At 32.7% G+C, this 16,065-nt stretch carries 18 protein-coding genes; 9 read left to right on the forward strand and 9 right to left on the reverse strand.

Annotated features, from left to right (window positions below; all coding sequences use genetic code 11):
* Entirely contained in the window at nt 1-1,143 is a 1,143-nt protein-coding gene (locus CIGNP85_RS06810; protein WP_086287615.1) for a hypothetical protein, read from the forward strand.
* Nucleotides 1,144-1,186: 43 nt separating this feature from the next.
* Here the strand turns inward: CIGNP85_RS06810 and flgG are convergent, their stop codons facing one another.
* The 3 genes from flgG to CIGNP85_RS06825 all read right to left on the reverse strand — a co-directional run bounded on the left by flgG (nt 1,187) and on the right by CIGNP85_RS06825 (nt 3,088).
* On the reverse strand, nt 1,187-1,975 hold the full coding sequence (flgG, locus tag CIGNP85_RS06815; protein WP_086224781.1) for a flagellar basal-body rod protein FlgG: 789 nt from the start codon (nt 1,973-1,975) through the stop codon (nt 1,187-1,189).
* An 11-nt stretch (nt 1,976-1,986) separates the two neighbouring features.
* Complete coding sequence (locus CIGNP85_RS06820) at nt 1,987-2,802, reverse strand: flagellar hook-basal body protein (RefSeq protein ID WP_086224782.1); 816 nt, start codon at nt 2,800-2,802, stop codon at nt 1,987-1,989.
* 82 nt (nt 2,803-2,884) lie between these two features.
* Nucleotides 2,885-3,088 carry a hypothetical protein gene (locus CIGNP85_RS06825; protein ID WP_086238695.1) on the reverse strand — a complete coding sequence of 68 codons (204 nt, stop codon included), beginning with the start codon at nt 3,086-3,088 and terminating at the stop codon, nt 2,885-2,887.
* Between the two features lie 186 nt (nt 3,089-3,274).
* On the opposite strand from CIGNP85_RS06825, the gene CIGNP85_RS06830 reads away from it, so the two are divergent.
* From CIGNP85_RS06830 to CIGNP85_RS06855, 6 genes are read left to right on the forward strand one after another with little or no spacing between them, the layout of a single operon-like run.
* The gene (locus CIGNP85_RS06830) at nt 3,275-3,994 is read left to right on the forward strand and encodes an amino acid ABC transporter permease (protein ID WP_086224784.1); all 720 of its coding nucleotides are present in this window, start codon (nt 3,275-3,277) and stop codon (nt 3,992-3,994) included.
* Nucleotides 3,987-4,715 carry an amino acid ABC transporter ATP-binding protein gene (locus tag CIGNP85_RS06835; RefSeq protein ID WP_086240630.1) on the forward strand — a complete coding sequence of 243 codons (729 nt, stop codon included), beginning with the start codon at nt 3,987-3,989 and terminating at the stop codon, nt 4,713-4,715. The genes CIGNP85_RS06830 and CIGNP85_RS06835 overlap by 8 nt, the downstream gene beginning before the upstream one ends.
* A 12-nt stretch (nt 4,716-4,727) precedes the next feature.
* Nucleotides 4,728-5,453: a basic amino acid ABC transporter substrate-binding protein gene (locus CIGNP85_RS06840; RefSeq protein WP_086287616.1), complete on the forward strand. Its 726-nt coding sequence runs from the start codon at nt 4,728-4,730 to the stop codon at nt 5,451-5,453.
* Between the two features lie 9 nt (nt 5,454-5,462).
* Nucleotides 5,463-6,188, forward strand: coding sequence for a transporter substrate-binding domain-containing protein (locus tag CIGNP85_RS06845; RefSeq protein WP_086226251.1), 726 nt, complete (start codon nt 5,463-5,465; stop codon nt 6,186-6,188).
* Nucleotides 6,185-6,793: a thiamine phosphate synthase gene (gene thiE / locus CIGNP85_RS06850; protein ID WP_086234658.1), complete on the forward strand. Its 609-nt coding sequence runs from the start codon at nt 6,185-6,187 to the stop codon at nt 6,791-6,793. Before CIGNP85_RS06845 ends, thiE begins: the two co-directional genes overlap by 4 nt.
* A 1-nt stretch (nt 6,794) precedes the next feature.
* Entirely contained in the window at nt 6,795-7,571 is a 777-nt protein-coding gene (locus tag CIGNP85_RS06855; protein ID WP_086287618.1) for an undecaprenyl-diphosphate phosphatase, read from the forward strand.
* On the opposite strand, the gene CIGNP85_RS06860 is transcribed toward CIGNP85_RS06855, so the two are convergent.
* Genes CIGNP85_RS06860 through guaA form a run of 3 tightly spaced genes read right to left on the reverse strand, consistent with a single transcriptional unit; the run spans nt 7,563 to nt 11,455 of the window.
* Nucleotides 7,563-8,198 (reverse strand): uroporphyrinogen-III synthase, encoded by a 636-nt coding sequence (locus CIGNP85_RS06860; protein ID WP_086287621.1) that lies wholly within the window; start codon nt 8,196-8,198, stop codon nt 7,563-7,565. The two genes, CIGNP85_RS06855 and CIGNP85_RS06860, sit on opposite strands and share 9 nt — an antisense overlap.
* 36 nt (nt 8,199-8,234) lie before the next feature.
* Nucleotides 8,235-9,902: a nuclease-related domain-containing protein gene (locus tag CIGNP85_RS06865; protein ID WP_086287623.1), complete on the reverse strand. Its 1,668-nt coding sequence runs from the start codon at nt 9,900-9,902 to the stop codon at nt 8,235-8,237.
* A gap of 20 nt (nt 9,903-9,922) precedes the next feature.
* Nucleotides 9,923-11,455 carry a glutamine-hydrolyzing GMP synthase gene (gene guaA / locus CIGNP85_RS06870; protein ID WP_086287625.1) on the reverse strand — a complete coding sequence of 511 codons (1,533 nt, stop codon included), beginning with the start codon at nt 11,453-11,455 and terminating at the stop codon, nt 9,923-9,925.
* A gap of 154 nt (nt 11,456-11,609) precedes the next feature.
* On the opposite strand from guaA, the gene CIGNP85_RS06875 reads away from it, so the two are divergent.
* On the forward strand, nt 11,610-12,053 hold the full coding sequence (locus CIGNP85_RS06875) for a hypothetical protein (RefSeq protein WP_086229212.1): 444 nt from the start codon (nt 11,610-11,612) through the stop codon (nt 12,051-12,053).
* A complete protein-coding gene (gene uvrC / locus CIGNP85_RS06880; protein WP_086287627.1) occupies nt 12,040-13,836 on the forward strand; it encodes an excinuclease ABC subunit UvrC in 1,797 nt (598 codons plus the stop codon). The genes CIGNP85_RS06875 and uvrC overlap by 14 nt, the downstream gene beginning before the upstream one ends.
* Before the next feature lie 32 nt (nt 13,837-13,868).
* Here the strand turns inward: uvrC and ilvA are convergent, their stop codons facing one another.
* The 3 genes from ilvA to CIGNP85_RS06895 form a co-directional block, all read right to left on the reverse strand.
* Nucleotides 13,869-15,080, reverse strand: a complete 1,212-nt coding sequence (ilvA, locus tag CIGNP85_RS06885) for a threonine ammonia-lyase (RefSeq protein ID WP_086242730.1) — start codon at nt 15,078-15,080, stop codon at nt 13,869-13,871.
* A complete protein-coding gene (locus tag CIGNP85_RS06890) occupies nt 15,064-15,462 on the reverse strand; it encodes a CoA-binding protein (RefSeq protein ID WP_086224796.1) in 399 nt (132 codons plus the stop codon). The genes ilvA and CIGNP85_RS06890 overlap by 17 nt, the downstream gene beginning before the upstream one ends.
* A 144-nt stretch (nt 15,463-15,606) precedes the next feature.
* The gene (locus CIGNP85_RS06895; RefSeq protein ID WP_086224797.1) at nt 15,607-16,011 is read right to left on the reverse strand and encodes a YgiW/YdeI family stress tolerance OB fold protein; all 405 of its coding nucleotides are present in this window, start codon (nt 16,009-16,011) and stop codon (nt 15,607-15,609) included.
* Between the last annotated feature and the right edge of the window lie 54 nt (nt 16,012-16,065).

The raw sequence follows: 16,065 nt of genomic DNA on the forward strand, positions 1-16,065 counted from the left end.
ATGTCAGATAAAAATGCGAAAAAATTTATATTTATTTCTTTATTATATCCACTGCCTTTTGTAGTTATAATTCTTGGGTTAACATATATTTATGACCCATTTCAGATATTTCATAAGCCATACTTTAGAGAAGCTACATTTTTTACAGATATGAGAAAACAAGCTTTAGGGATTATAAAACATTATAAATTTGACTCATATATAATAGGCACCTCAATGCTAGAGACAACTTCAGCCACTCAAGCAAATCAAAAAATAGGTGGAAATTTTGTCAATATATCTTTATTGGATAGTTATCTTAATGAAAGTGCTGTAATCACAGACTATCTTTTAAGGCAAATACCGCCACCTAAACACATTATATACTCATTAGATCCATTTTATAATGTGAAAATCTCAAAAAAAGATGTATCACATTTTGATTATTTATACAATAAAAATCCGTTTGATGATATTAAAATTTATCTAAATAAAGAAATGTTAAAATGCATAGTATTATTTTTAGATAAAGAAGAGTGTATAGGTGAGTATAAAATCCACAATATTACTTCATGGTATAATAAAAATAAACATAGATTTGGTGGATTTGATAATTGGATAAAACATAAAAATGATGAGAGAGTAAAACCAACACTTTTAGCAATCAAAAATTCTAAATTTCATAATCTCAAAAAACCAAATATGATTAATATCACCAAACAACAAGAATATATAAATCGATATTTAATTAATTTCATTAAAAAATACACAAATACTAAATTTTCAATCATTATCCCACCATATCTTAGATTATTTTATGTAATAGAAAATAATTTTACAGACGATAACTCAATATTTTTTTACACATGGAGCGAAATTTTAAAATGGTTTATTAAAGAAACTAGCAAACTAGAAAATGTCAAAGTATATGGATTTGATGATTTAGATTATGCTGATGATATAGCTAATTACAACGATTTAAGCCACTATAACATAGATTTAAATTCAATCCAGCTCGACGCTATAAAAAATCAAACAAATATCCTAACTCCACAAAACATAGATAAATATCTAAAAACAATGGAGCAAAAGATCAAATCCTATGATATAGAGCCACTTATCAAAGCTTTAGAAAATATAGAGATAGAGGAGATAAAGCAGTAAATATAGCCCATAAATAGGGCTATATCAAATTTAATTATTTAAATTATCGTTTTAGCTGATTTACGGTTTGGAGCATTTCATCACTTGTTGTGATTGCTTTTGAGTTAGCTTCATAAGCTCTTTGGCCTGTGATGAGATCAGTCATCTCTTCTACTAATTGGACATTACTCATCTCTACAAAGTGTTGCTTGATCTGACCGAAGCCATCAGTACCGCCATTACCGATATTTGGTGCTCCGCTCGCTGCGGTTTCTAAAAATAGATTATCCCCCATAGCGTGAAGTCCGGCTGGGTTTATAAAGTTAGCTAACTCTATTTGACCGATCTGTGTCATCTCTTCATTGCCTGGTTGAAGTACTGATATAGTTCCATCAGTTCCTATTGAAATTTCAGTAGCGTCAGCTGGGATAGTCATCTCAGGAAGTAGTCTATAACCATCGCTATTTACTATATTTCCATCGCCATCTAACTTAAATGCCCCATTTCTTGTATATGCTGTAGTACCATCTGGAAGCTGAACTTGGAAAAATCCATTACCGGCAATTGTCATATCAAGTGCATTTCCTGTCTCTTTAAAATATCCTTGCCCAAACATCTTTGTAATAGCAGTCGGACGCACGCCAAGACCTACTTCCATACCTGTTGGGCTCATTGTAGTAGCACTTGTAGGAGTACCAGCGTATTGCATTGTTTGATACATTAAATCAGCAAATTCGGCTCTATTTTTCTTAAAACCTATAGTATTGACATTTGAGATGTTATGCGAAGTTGTATCGATTTGTGTTTGTTGTGCTATCATACCTGTAGCTGCTGTATATAGTGATCTTATCATTATCTTATCCTTTAATTAGCTCTCATAGAAGCTAGTTTATTTATTGCATCTTGGTTAAGGTCGCTCATATGCGTTGTCATAACTTTTTGGTACATATCTACCATTCTTTGTGTTTCAATTAGACTTACCATCTCTTTAACTGGATTTACATTTGAGATTTGTGCATAGCCTTGAGCAATTGATCCGCTTTCAATATTGTCAGTTAGGCCATCGATATTATCTAGTTTATAGAGATTATCGCCCTCTTTTTGTAAATCTCTAAGCTCTCTAGGCTGAGCGATATAAAATCTCCCCACAGGCTCATCTCCTGCGTAAATATTACCATCTTTGTCGACTGTCATTTGAGTATCTTGCGGGATTTGAATACCTCTATTTGGTCCTTGTTGAGCAGCATAGTTGCTAGGCAGTACTCTATAACCCTCTTTTGTAACTAAATATCCTTCGCTATCTAAATTTAGTGAGCCATTTTTAGTCAGCCTTATACCTGATGGACTATCTACTAATAAAAATAGATCATTTTTGCCAAGTGATATATCTAGCGGATTATTAGTATGCTTTAGCCCACCAGTGCCAAAATCAGTATAAACCTCATTGATATGTGGCACTCTATTTAATGTGCGGTTTAGAAATTTAGCTGAATCTTTAGTGTGATTTTCTAGCGGCAAAGCATCCTTTGTCTCTTTAAATATTCTTTCAAAATCAGCTATTACCACATCATCTTTTTTATATCCGCTAGTATTTACATTAGCTAAGTTATTAGTAATGATATCTAAGCGGTTAAACTGAGTCACCATTGCGCCAGTTGCTTGATAATATCCATTTTGCATAATCGCTCCTGCGTTAATTTTCTAGTCCTTAAGCAAGTTGTGTTCCAATTTTGAATTTAAACTATAAGAACCCCCTTAATTTCTATATGTTATAATTACAGATTGCTACTCCCCCACGCACATATCGCATTCTATTATCATATTTACTTAGAATACTTATTTTAGCCTTAGGCATACTGCTATGCAATGCTCTATTTATTCTATCATTTGTATCTTTACTAAGCTGAGCTAACTCTATTATAGATGAGTTTTTACTCTGCTTTATTACTTCGCCACTATTTGGCAATACTCTATACTCATTATTTGCTCTTATTGATAATATCTATTAAATTATATCTTAATGTTTTATAATATTAAAAATATCATAAATCAACAATAAAAAAGATAATCATATAAAAATCTTAAGCTATAAAAAATTAATTTTAATGTATAATTGCAAGTTACTTTGAAAATCAAAATAAGGTTTATAAATTTGACTAAATTACTCAATGAAAAATTTTTTAAATTCATCTTTTCTGTTAGTATAATTGTTATTGGCGTGTGGCTTACATTTCCTAGTGAGCTTACATCAGCACAAAAATCAGCCTACACAAATGCATATTTTACTACTATTATGCTTACTTTTGGCGGGATTAGCATCGGTATTGTTTTGGGCTTTATATTAGCTTTTTTAAAATTCTTAAATATTAAAATTTTATCATTTTTTATAGATGAATATATAGATATTATTCGTGGTACGCCTGTACTTTTACAATTAATGATATTTGCTTTTGTTATACTTGCTACACTTAGCGATAACTTCTATGCAGCTGTGATTGCCCTAGGACTTAATAGTTCTGCGTATGTCGCTGAGATAGTTCGCAGTGGTATCAATAGTGTCGATCGTGGTCAGATGGAAGCAGCTCGTGCTATGGGATTAAGCTACAGTGTTTCAATGCGTCTAATAATATTCCCACAAGCAATTAAAAATATTCTACCGGCTCTTGCTAATGAATTTATAAGCTTATTTAAAGAGACATCTGTAGTAGGATTAATAGGAATATTTGATTTAACAATGCAGAGCAAAAGCTTGCAATCTACACTATTTACTCCTGAGCCAATTTTATTTGCTGGTGTGGTATATTATGCTAATGTTAAACTATTCTCCGTTATAGCAAAATTATTAGAAAATAGGCTAAATAGACATGATTAAGACAATAAATTTAACAAAAAACTATGGTGATTTATGCGTTTTAAATGGTATAAATACGCAGATAAATAGAGGCGAGGTAGTAGCTGTAATTGGCCCAAGTGGCGGCGGTAAAAGTACATTTTTACGCTGTTTAAATAGATTAGAAGAGCCTACAGATGGAGAGATAATAATAGATGGCCAAAATATCTTAGATAAAAAAGTTAATATTAATAAAATTAGACAAAAAGTAAGTATGGTATTTCAGCATTTTAATCTATTTGCCAATAAAACTGTAATGCAAAATTTAACATTAGCTCCAATTCAAGCCAAACTATGTAGTGAATCTGAAGCAAAAGATAGAGCTATTGAACTTTTAAAAAAAGTTGGCTTAGAATCCAAAGCCGATGTATATCCACACAAACTAAGTGGTGGCCAAAAACAAAGAATTGCAATCGCTAGAAGTTTAGCTTTAAAACCTGAAGTTATACTATTTGATGAGCCTACAAGCGCCTTAGACCCTGAGATGATTGGCGAGGTTTTATCTATTATGAAAGAGGTAGCAAATGAAGGACTAACTATGGTTGTAGTAACTCATGAGATGGGATTTGCTAGAAATGTAGCTAGTAGAATATTTTTTATGGATAAAGGCATAATTGCCGTAGATGGCTGCCCTAAAGCAATATTTGAAGATACTACTCATCCAAGACTAAGTGAGTTTTTAAACAAAGTACTAAATCACTAATAAAGGAACAAAATGAAGTTACTATTTAAACTTTTAATTAGCATCGCTATGCTAATAGTCGCAGCAAATGCTCAAACAATCAAAGTAGGCACAAATGCCGCTTATCCGCCATTTGAATTTGTCAATGAACAAAATCAAATTACTGGATTTGATATGGATTTAATGGCTGAAATTGCAAAAAAAATTGGCTTTAAAATTGAGATTGTAAATATCTCATTTGACTCTTTAATCCCTGCACTAAAAGCTGGCAAAATAGACATAATCGCAGCTGCTATGAGTGCTACGCCTGAGAGATTAAAAGCCGTTGATTTTAGCAAACCATATTATCATACTATGAATTTATTTATCAAAAGAGCTGATAATAAAGAGCTAACTAAATTTGAGCAACTTGAAGGCAAAAAGATATCCGTCCAATTAGGCACAGTCCAAGAGCTAGCCGCTAAAGATATTAAATCAGCTAAGGTTATGGCTATTGATGAGATATTTGGTGCGGTTATGGCAGTCAAAAACACAAAAGCCGATGCTCTTATCGTAGATAGCTCAATAGGCTATGGATATTTAAAACAAAATCCAGATTTAGTTGAATTTTTACATCTTCCAGATGGTAGCGAAGGCTTTAGCTTTGCATTTGATAAAGGCAAACACAAAGAACTTCAAGCAAAAATCAACTCAGCTATTGATGAATTAAAAAACGATGGCACATATGATAAGCTTTTAGTTAAATATAATCTAAAATAAGGTTAAATAATGAAAAATATATTCAAATTTATTCTTGTAATTGCACTGACTGCAGTTGGCTTAAATGCTAAAACAATTATAGTAGGCTCTGATGCTGAATATCCTCCGTTTGATTATATAAACGAAAATGGTAAAATTGCTGGATTTGATATTGATTTAATAGATGAAATTTCAAAAATTGCTGGATTTGAGTATAAATTTACAAAGATTGGCTTTGATGCTCTAATCCCTGCTTTAAAAGCTGGTAAAATAGATGCTATCGCAGCTAGTATGAGCGCTACACCAGAACGAAAAAAATCAGTAGATTTTAGCGATCCATACTTTTTTACTAAAAATTTATATCTAAAACTAGCTACAAATAAAGATATAACCAATAAAGAACAATTAAGTAAATTAAAAATTGGTGTAATGCTAGGTACTGTTCAAGAAGGTGTAGCTCACGCTATAAAAGGAGCTAAAGTTATACCAACTGAAGGTATTGCTGGTTCAATTATGAATTTAAAAGCTGGCAAGGTAGATGTAGTTATCGTTGATAGTTCAGTAGGATTTGGATATCTTAAGAAAAATAGCGATATCATAAGCTTTTTAGAAGAATCAGATGGTAGCGATGGGTTTGCATTTGCATTTGATAAAGGTAAAGATAGCGAATTCTTGGCTAAATTTAATGCAGGATTAAAAGAGGTTAAAGAAAACGGTACTTATGATAAACTCTTAATCAAATATGATTTAAAATGAATCAAATTTACGCACTAACCGATCAACACTTCACCCCACTAAACACTCTAAAAGCTCAAATAAATGAGCTTTTAGCCGGTGGGGTCAAAATAATCCAATATAGAAACAAAAGCCAAAATCACGATATCGCCTTACTAAAAGATATAAGCCAAATTTGCAAAAATAGCGGTGCTAAATTTATAATTAACGATGATGTACGACTAGCTAAAATGGTAGATGCTAGTGGAGTACATATAGGCAAAGATGATGATAGCTTACAAAAAGCTAGAGATATTTTAGGCTATAATGCATATATAGGAGTAAGTTGTTATAATGACTTAGAGCGTGCTAAAGATGCAGTAAAAAATGGGGCTGATTATGTAGCTTTTGGAGCTTTGTTTGCTAGTCCTACTAAGCCAAATGCGTCTATTTGCTCACTTGATATAATAAAAGAAGCAAAAAATAACCTAACTAGTAAAATCGCAGTAATAGGCGGGATAAATAGCTCAAATTTAAATATCGTTAAAGATCTTGAAATTGATTATATAGCCATTGTTTCAGCACTATATACATCTGGGTCAATCACGCAAAATCTAGCCAAATTAAACACGATATTAAAGGGATAAAATGGATATAATCTCGGCTATAATCTTAGGTATTGTAGAGGGGCTTACTGAGTTTTTACCAGTTAGCTCAACTGGCCATATGATACTTACTTCGCACTTTTTGGGTCTTGAACAGACTCAAATTTTAAAATGTTTTGAAGTAGTTATTCAATTAGGTAGTATTTTGGCTGTTGTATGGGCCTTTAAAGAGCGTTTGACAAGTGATATTTCACTATGGATTAAGCTAATTATCGGATTTATACCGACTGCGATTATTGGATTTTTGGCTTACAAATATATTAAAGAGCTATTTAATCCAAATACAGTAGCCTATATGCTGATAATCGGCGGTATTATTTTCATCATTGTTGAGCTATTTCATAAACGCCCTAGCTACACTCCTAGCACAATTCACCTACACAATGTCAGCTATAATCAAGCCCTTATAATTGGTCTTAGCCAATGCCTAGCTATGATACCAGGGACTTCTAGAAGTGGCTCTACTATTATCACAGGTTTGCTTTGTGGGCTTAGTCGTGAAGTGGCTGCTAGATTTAGCTTTTTGCTCGCTATCCCCACTATGCTAGCAGCTACAATATATGATAGCTATAAAAATAGAGAGATTTTCGCTACAAATTTAGACCAAATTTGGATATTTTTAACTGGCGCTGCTGTGGCGTTTATCGTAGCTTTAATAGTGATTAAGCTATTTTTGCGTTTTGTGGCGCATTTTAGTTATATTAGTTTTGGGGTTTATCGTATAATTTTAGGGTTAGCCTTTTTGTCGCTATCACTTTAAAGATTTGGCTAACTCTACGCAACCTTTAATAGTTTGAGATTTAGAGATTATGGGATCTGTATATGGCTTTAATGCTTGGGCTGTGGCTTTGCCGATAGCAACTGCTTTGTAGCTATCATCCCAACCCAAATTTTGGATAAAAGCCCTAACATTAATCGGGCTTGTAAATATCAAAATTGAGTTAGATTTTGGCTTGCTAGATATATCTTTTTTTAAGATTAAATTCTCATAACCATCAATCACGCTTATATCAATACCATTTTGATTAAAATATATATCTAAATTTGAAATTGTCTCTTTGGCTTTGATAAATAAAACCCTTTTACCATATAATTTCTCTAAAATTTCAGCCCCAAACTCACTTCCGTGCGAATTTTTCGCTTCGTAAATTTGAGTAAAGCCAAATTCCCTACAAGAGAGCGCTGTAGCCTTGCCAATAGCAAAAACCAAAATATCAGCTAAGATTATAGAGTTAAATTTAAGCGAATTAATACCATTTTTACTAGTAACTATAAGAGCGTCAAACTCACTCAAATCGATATTAAATTTATTAAATTTAATATCGCAAAGCGAAATTTGCTCCACACTCTCATCATCAAAAGGCGTATTAGAGATTAAATAAATCATAAGTTATCAATTAGTAGCTTTTTAACCTACTCTTTTTTATTGCACCATATGACTATATATCGCATTCACACACTGCTTTACCTGCAAATCTGAAATCTTCGCCTCAACTTCATTATAATTCTCAATATATTCAACTAACATATCACTTTTTATAATTGGTATGGGACAATTTTCACTTCCTTCTATTATAGCCTTATCATTTGCAATACAAATAATACTTATAACCTTGCAATTTTCTGGAAGGAATGACATCAGAATTTTTTCATGCTGCCTTATTTGCTGAAGTGGATTTTTTAGTCCTTCTTCTTCATTATCCTTTTTTCTTATCCAATTACCATACTGGTCAACAACTAACTTTCCAGTATAATTTTTTGTTTCAATATTAAAAATTCCCTTATTTGAAACAATTAAATGATCATATTCCTGTTGTTCATCAATAAACTCGGCATTTTTAATAAAAATACATCTATTTCCAACCTTATCAATCGATTTTTTTTCGATTTGAATGTAAGATTTATCTAACCATTTTAAAGCATAGTCTACTTTTTGTTCCCCTTCATTTCCACTTAGTTTATCTTGGGCATACTTTTCATTTGTTCGTATGAAATCTGCCTCCTTAGCAGACTCTGTGTCATAATAAAAAATCAATGCTTCATCTAACAAATCTTGTGAAATATATTTGTTTTTTGTCTTATTTTTATTAACCCGATTCATTTTATCGCTAATAAGGATGCTCCCCAACCTATAAATATCTATATACTCTCCATAAGGAAACTCATTTAACTTCATTCCAGCATGACGTGCTTTTGAACATAGTAGATTCTCTTTTTCCTTATATTCCTTATACAAATCTAGCAATTCCTTAAATCCTAATCTATCTATGCTCTCTCGAAGTTTTATTTTCAAACCACTTATAGGGCCATATTGTTGAAGTAATGATTTCTCATTAAGTTTATCAACTCTTCCGCACACATAATGAAAACAATAATCCAAAAACAATTGAATGTTGCTACTCTCTTTAGCATCAAAAATTCCTTCTTGAGTAAGTCCTTGTAACTTTACTCTTAATGATTGTAATTTATCCTTTGAAGTATTCCATTTATCTAGACTACTTTCATTAAGCATTTCAAGTTTTTCCAAATAATTGTCTCTATTCTCAAGATTATTACCACATATATCTGTAAACTCTTTTAATTTATCTTTAATCTCTTGTCTTAGATAATTTTCTCTTGTTTTAGAAAAATTCTGTGGCAACACACTACTCAATAAATCATACGCCTCTTTTATACAATTTACCTTTCTTGGATACAACCAACTTGCACCAGAAAAATAGTCACTGGTTATAGTAAAGTACCTCGCATAGTAATCATCATATATACCCGCACATTCATATCTATCTACTCCAAATTTTGCGCACATACTTTGTAATAATTGCTTCCATAAAAAATGCTCAACACCAAAATCATTCTTATATTGAAGCAATTTTCGTCTCATATCTGTTCTATTTCCAGCTATTTTTTTAATCAACTCTTCGTACGATGTAGTGTCGCTATACATAAAAATATAATCTCTAGCATACAAATATGCAAATGTAATTTTTACATTTATAAAATCAATGTCTATTAATCCTACTTCGCTAAGTTCCCTTATGTTGATATCAACACCATCAACACTTATACATTCTTTTTCTAAATTAAGCTTCATATATTTTCCCTCAATTTCATTTACTCCCACTCGATTGTCGCTGGTGGCTTAGAGCTGATATCATAAACTACACGATTAATCCCGCTAACTTCGTTTATGATCCTACGGCTACAATTTTCTAATAGATCATAAGGCAATCTAGAAAAACTCGCCGTCATACCATCGCTAGCATCCACTACCCTGATACAAACAGCATTTTCATAAGTCCTATTATCACCCATCACACCAACTGAGCTTACATTTAAAAGTACACAAAATGCTTGCCAAGTCTTATCATACCAACCACTACTTTTAAGCTCTTGCTGAAGTATCACATCAGCTTTTCTAAGTAGTTCTAAGCTAGGCTCATTTACTTCGCCCATAATGCGAATAGCAAGGCCAGGTCCTGGAAATGGATGGCGGAAAACCACATCACGACTAAGCCCAAGCTCCAAGCCAAGCGCTCTAACCTCATCTTTGAAAATCTCTCTTAAAGGCTCAATAAGCTCAAATTTCATCCACTCAGGAAGCCCCCCTACATTGTGATGACTTTTGATAGTTTTAGAAGCCCCTACAACGCTACTTTCTATAATATCAGTGTATAGCGTCCCTTGTGCTAGATACTTCACATTAGTGTGCTTTTTAGCCTCGTTATCAAAAACTTCTATAAATGTCTCGCCGATGATTTTGCGTTTTTTCTCTGGGTCTCTTACACCTTTTAAACGACTTAAAAATAACTCACTCGCATCAATGCTAATCAAATTTACCCCAAGTTTTAGCTTAAACATCTCCTCAACTTGCTTAGCCTCATTAGTGCGAAGAAGCCCATTATCTACAAATACAACTATCAAATTTTCTGGCACCGCAGTAGCCAAAAGCGCTGCTACAACAGAGCTATCCACACCACCACTTACAGCACAAAGCACCTTATCATTGCCTACTTTTTCTCTAATAGCTTGAATTTGAGTCTTAGCAAAACTTCCCATATTCCAAGTGCTATCGCACCCACAAATCTTGGCAAAATTCTTAAGCATCAAACTCCCAAACTCGCTATGAGCGACCTCTGGATGAAACTGCATAGCATAAATTTTACGCTCAAAATCACCAAAAACACAAAATTCGCTATTTTGGCTCTTAGCTATCACTTCAAAGCCTTTTGGTAGCTCATTTACCTTATCAGAGTGGCTCATCCAAACAATGCTATTATCTACCACGCCACTCATAAATTCACACTCTTTTATAATCTTGATATTAGCCTTGCCATACTCTTTGTGATTGGCTGGTGCGACATTTGCGCCATTTTTGTAAGCGATTAATTGCATACCATAGCATATCCCAAGAATAGGAAGTCCAAGAGCAAAAATCCCATCATCGCAAAAATAGGCATTTTCATCATAAACACTAGCTGGGCCACCGCTTAGAATTATACCTTTTGGATTTTTGGCTTTTATAGTATCTATGCTAGCATTAAAAGGTACAAGCTCAGTATAAACTCCTTGTTCTCTAAGTCTTCTAGCAATTAGCTGAGTATATTGCGAGCCAAAATCTAGTACCAAAATATCTGCATTTTTCATAACTCATCCTAAAATTAAATTTGTGCAAGTCTATCTAAATTTGGCTGATAAATCAATTAGCCACATTTACTTGCTGCGAATCTGTATAAAATGGATCTGCTTTATATCCACACCCTACTAAAAAAATTAAGCAAAAAGCAGCTATAATAGCCAAATGCGAAGTTTTGAGATTATTAATCATATTATCAACGATCCTAAATATAAAAATTTAAAAGCTGCTAAAGAGGCAAGAAATTTACTAAATTTATTAGGTGTAGCTAAGAGTAAGCTTATTAAATTTAGCTATCAAAAAGATGGAATTTTATTCATAGCCGTTACACATCCACTTGCCAAATTTGAGCTAAATCATGATAGTATCAAATTTCAAATAAAAAACCTATTAAACACCTATATTAGCAACAATCCAAATAGTGCATTACAACCAATAAATAGTGTGGTAATCTTTATTACAAAACTAAAAAATTTTCAAGCAGTATCACCGCAACAAAAGCCTATATTTATAGAAAGAAGTGATGGATTATTTAAAAACAGTACAAAAGATGAGCAAATTCATGCACTTTTTGAAAAGCTTAGAGAGTCTATAAATGCTAATCGATGAACTAAAATCCCTACCTAATTCCCCTGGAGTTTATCAATATTTTGATAAAAACTCAAAACTTTTATATGTTGGCAAGGCTAAGAATTTAAAAAATCGAGTAAAAAGCTATTTCAACGCTGATGCCTCACCTAGCCCAAGACTAAGCCCTAGAATAGCCAAAATGATAAGTGAAGCTATACATATAGAGTGGATTACAACTTCAAGCGAACAAGATGCGTTAATATTAGAAAATTCATTTATCAAGCAACTTCATCCAAAATATAATATTTTACTAAGAGATGATAAAACATATCCATATATTTGTGTAGATTTAAGTGTAGATTTTCCTAGATTTGAAATTACTAGAAAGGTTTTAAAAGGCTCTAATATCAAATATTTTGGTCCATTTTTTAGGGGTGCTAATGAAATTTTAGAAGCTTTGTATTTGGAGTTTAAACTAGTACAAAAAAGATCTTGTTTAAGAGAAAAAAAGGGCTGTTTATTTTATCAAATTGGACGCTGTCACGCACCTTGCCTTGGATTAATAAATAAAGAAGAGTATGCTAAAATCATAGATGAAGCTATAAAAAAGATTAAAAATCCAGAGCTTTTAATACCAAATTTAGAAAAAATAATGCTAAACTTAGCTCAAAATGAAAATTTTGAAGAGGCTGCTAAGATTAGAGATCAGATAAAAGCAATCAACGATACAGCTATTAAAATTCAAATCGATTTAGCTAAATTAGAAGATTTTGAAGTAATTAGTGTAAATATTAGTAGTAGCTTTGTTTGCGGGGTCAGGTTTAGCGTGCGCGATGGTAGAGTATGCGCATCTACTCATACTATAAAACCGGCTAAAGATATGGTAGAATCAGATCTAGAGACTCTATATTCTACAATGATTTTAGATACTTTTAACATAGACCAACCAGTTGGTGCAACTAAAATTTATACATATATAAAGCTTAAGGATGCTAAGATTTTAGAAAATATCTTAAATTTTCGCCACAATAAGAAATTTCAAATCATCCAGCCAAAAATAGGTGAAAAAAAAGAGCTAGTAAATATAGCTTATCAAAATGCTATTGAATTAATCAAAAAACATATAAAAACAAATGACTACACCCTAGCAAGGGATATTCAAGAGAGTTTTGGGCTAAATAACCTACCTTTGAAAATTGAAATTTTCGATAACTCTCATCTATTTGGCACAGCCCCTGTGGGTGCGATGGTTGTATGGGAAAATGGAGAGTTTAATAAGGCAAAATACCGCCATATGCATCTACAAAATATAAATGATTATGACCAGATGCAACAGATGCTAACTCATAGAGCCAAAAGCTTTGATAAATCATCAGCTCCAGATTTATGGGTAATAGATGGAGGCGATGCGCTACTAAATTTAGCTAATGATATTATTAAAAGTAGCGGTGCAAATGTAGATATAATCGCAATTTCTAAAGAAAAAATTGATGCTAAAGCCCATCGTGCTAAAGGCAAGGCAAATGATAAAATTTGCACAAATATAGGCAAATTTAGTCTAAACTCAAACGATATTAAACTTCAATTTATTCAGCGTTTGCGTGATGAGGCGCATAGATTTGCCATTAGCTTTCATCAAAAAATTAGGCAAAAAAACGATATACAAAGTAGTCAATTAGCCAATTTAGGCATTTCAAAAGGTTCTATAATTAAATTAATTAACTATTTTGGAAGCTTTGAAAATATTAAAAATGCAAGTTTTGATGAGATTAAAAAAGTAACAAACAAAAGCGTAGCTCAAAAAATAACTAATAAGAGCTAAATTTAAAATCTAAATTTAGCTCAAAAAATTAATTAAAACTCCTGAGTAAACTCATATCCAGCATCTTTTAATGCTTTTTCTATAGTATCTTGATGCTCTTTGCCTTTGGTTTCTAGCGTGATGGTAATTTTGGCGTCGCCATAGCTTAATTTGGTTGAAAATCTATCATAATCAATCTTAACTATATTTGCTCCAGCGATCCGTAAAACATCTCCAAGCGCCATTAAAGCACCCGGTTTATCTATCAATGTGACATTAATTATCATCTTTCTATAGCTTTTTAAAAGCCCTTTTTCGATAATTACACTTAGAGTTTGGACATCTATATTGCCACCGCTTAAAATAGCACCGATTTTAGCGCCCTTTTTAAATTCAAATTTTCCTTCTAAAATTGCAGCCACAGATACAGCCCCAGCACCTTCGACCATAATCTTTTGCTGTTCTAAAAGATACAAAATAGCATTTGCGATCTCTTCATCATCTACTTGTACCATATCATCAACGCACTCTAAAATATGAGATAGAGTAATCTGACTTGCATCCCTTACAGCAATTCCATCAGCTATAGTTCGAACGCTTTTTGAGTTATGCTGGCACTTATCTTTAAAACTCTCAAACATAGCCGGCGCGCCTTTTGCACTAACACCAATAATCTTAATATCAGGATTAATCTGCTTAGCACAACTCGCCACACCGCTAATTAACCCACCGCCACCAACAGGCACGACAATATAATCTAAATTGCTAACCTCATCAAGCATCTCTAAAGCTATTGTCCCTTGACCTGCTTGGACTAACTCATCATCAAAAGGGTGGATAAAGCTCATATTATTCTCTTTAGCATACTCTAAAGCATAGGCATAAGCCTCATCAAAATTATTACCCTTTAATATCACTTCAGCACCCAAAGCTTTAGTTCCTGATACTTTTGAAAGCGGAGCAGCCTCTGGCATAATAATTATAGCTTTTACTCCAAAATGCTTAGCGCTAATTGCTACGCCTTGAGCGTGATTACCAGCACTTGCAGCAACTACACCGCACTTTTTGGCATTTTCATCTAAATTTGCAATCTTGTTAAAAGCACCCCTTACTTTATATGCTCCTGTGATTTGAAGATTCTCTTTTTTTAGGTATATATCAGCACCAGCTATCTTGCTTAGTTTTGGAGCAAAGCCAAATGGAGTTTTAGCCACAAATCCATCAATATTTCGTTTAGCTTGAATAATTTTATTTAGACTTATCATTTTTAAACCTTTTATGCTCTATCATTATGCAGGCATCTTGTATGAAATTTAATCCTGCATCTTGTGCTATTTGCTTAGCCTCATCATTTACAATTCCTAGCTGAAGCCATAGATTTTTTACACCTAAATTTATAGCTTTTTTAGCCAATTCAGTGGCAAATTCGGCCTTTCTAAACATCACAATAGTATCTATTTTTTCTGAAATTTCATCTATACTTTGATATATTTTTCGACCTTTTATCTCGCCACTTTTTGGATAAATAGGAAAGACATTAAAACCCATATCTATAAGATAGCAACCTACTTGATTACTAGCTTTAGTATCATTAGGGCTAAAGCCTACAACGGCTATATTTTTCATAGATTTTAAGATATCTTGCATTATTTTTTCTTTTTTAATAATTTAGGAGTGAATTTTAACTAAATTTTACTAAGTTTAAATTTAAACCGCCCAAAAGTGAGTGATTTATACTCAAACTTTGGCGGTTTTTGAAGTTTTTTATTAAATTTAGACTAACTTAAAGTCTTATTTAGTAATTCTTTTTACATCAATCTCATTTGCTTTAAGAGCGTTGCCATCAACTTCGCCATATATCGTGATAAGCTCATCAGGCCCAACACTAACTCCACCCCAATCATCATCATCAATCTCTATAATAATAGTATCTTTACCATCGCTAAATTTATATTTTTCGTGGCCTACTTGAGAGATGATTTTGCCTTTTATCTCAACCCAGGTATCATCCCACGCACTAAGGGCCGCTTTGACGCTATTTACCCCATATCTAGGACCTAAAAATCCACCTTGATTCATCGGTGCTTGACCACCTGTAAAGCCTGAAGTATTTGATTGGCTAGCACCGCCTGTAAAACCTGCTGCGTTTGCGCTAATTGTTAAAGCTAAAATAGCTATTAAACTGAGTTTTTTCATCTTAATTCCTTTTAATAATTAATACAGCGTAATTATATATGATATTTGTTAAGC

Origin of the sequence: Campylobacter sp. P0085 (assembly GCF_002139495.1) — a bacterium.
Taxonomy (GTDB): Bacteria; Campylobacterota; Campylobacteria; order Campylobacterales; family Campylobacteraceae; genus Campylobacter; species Campylobacter devanensis.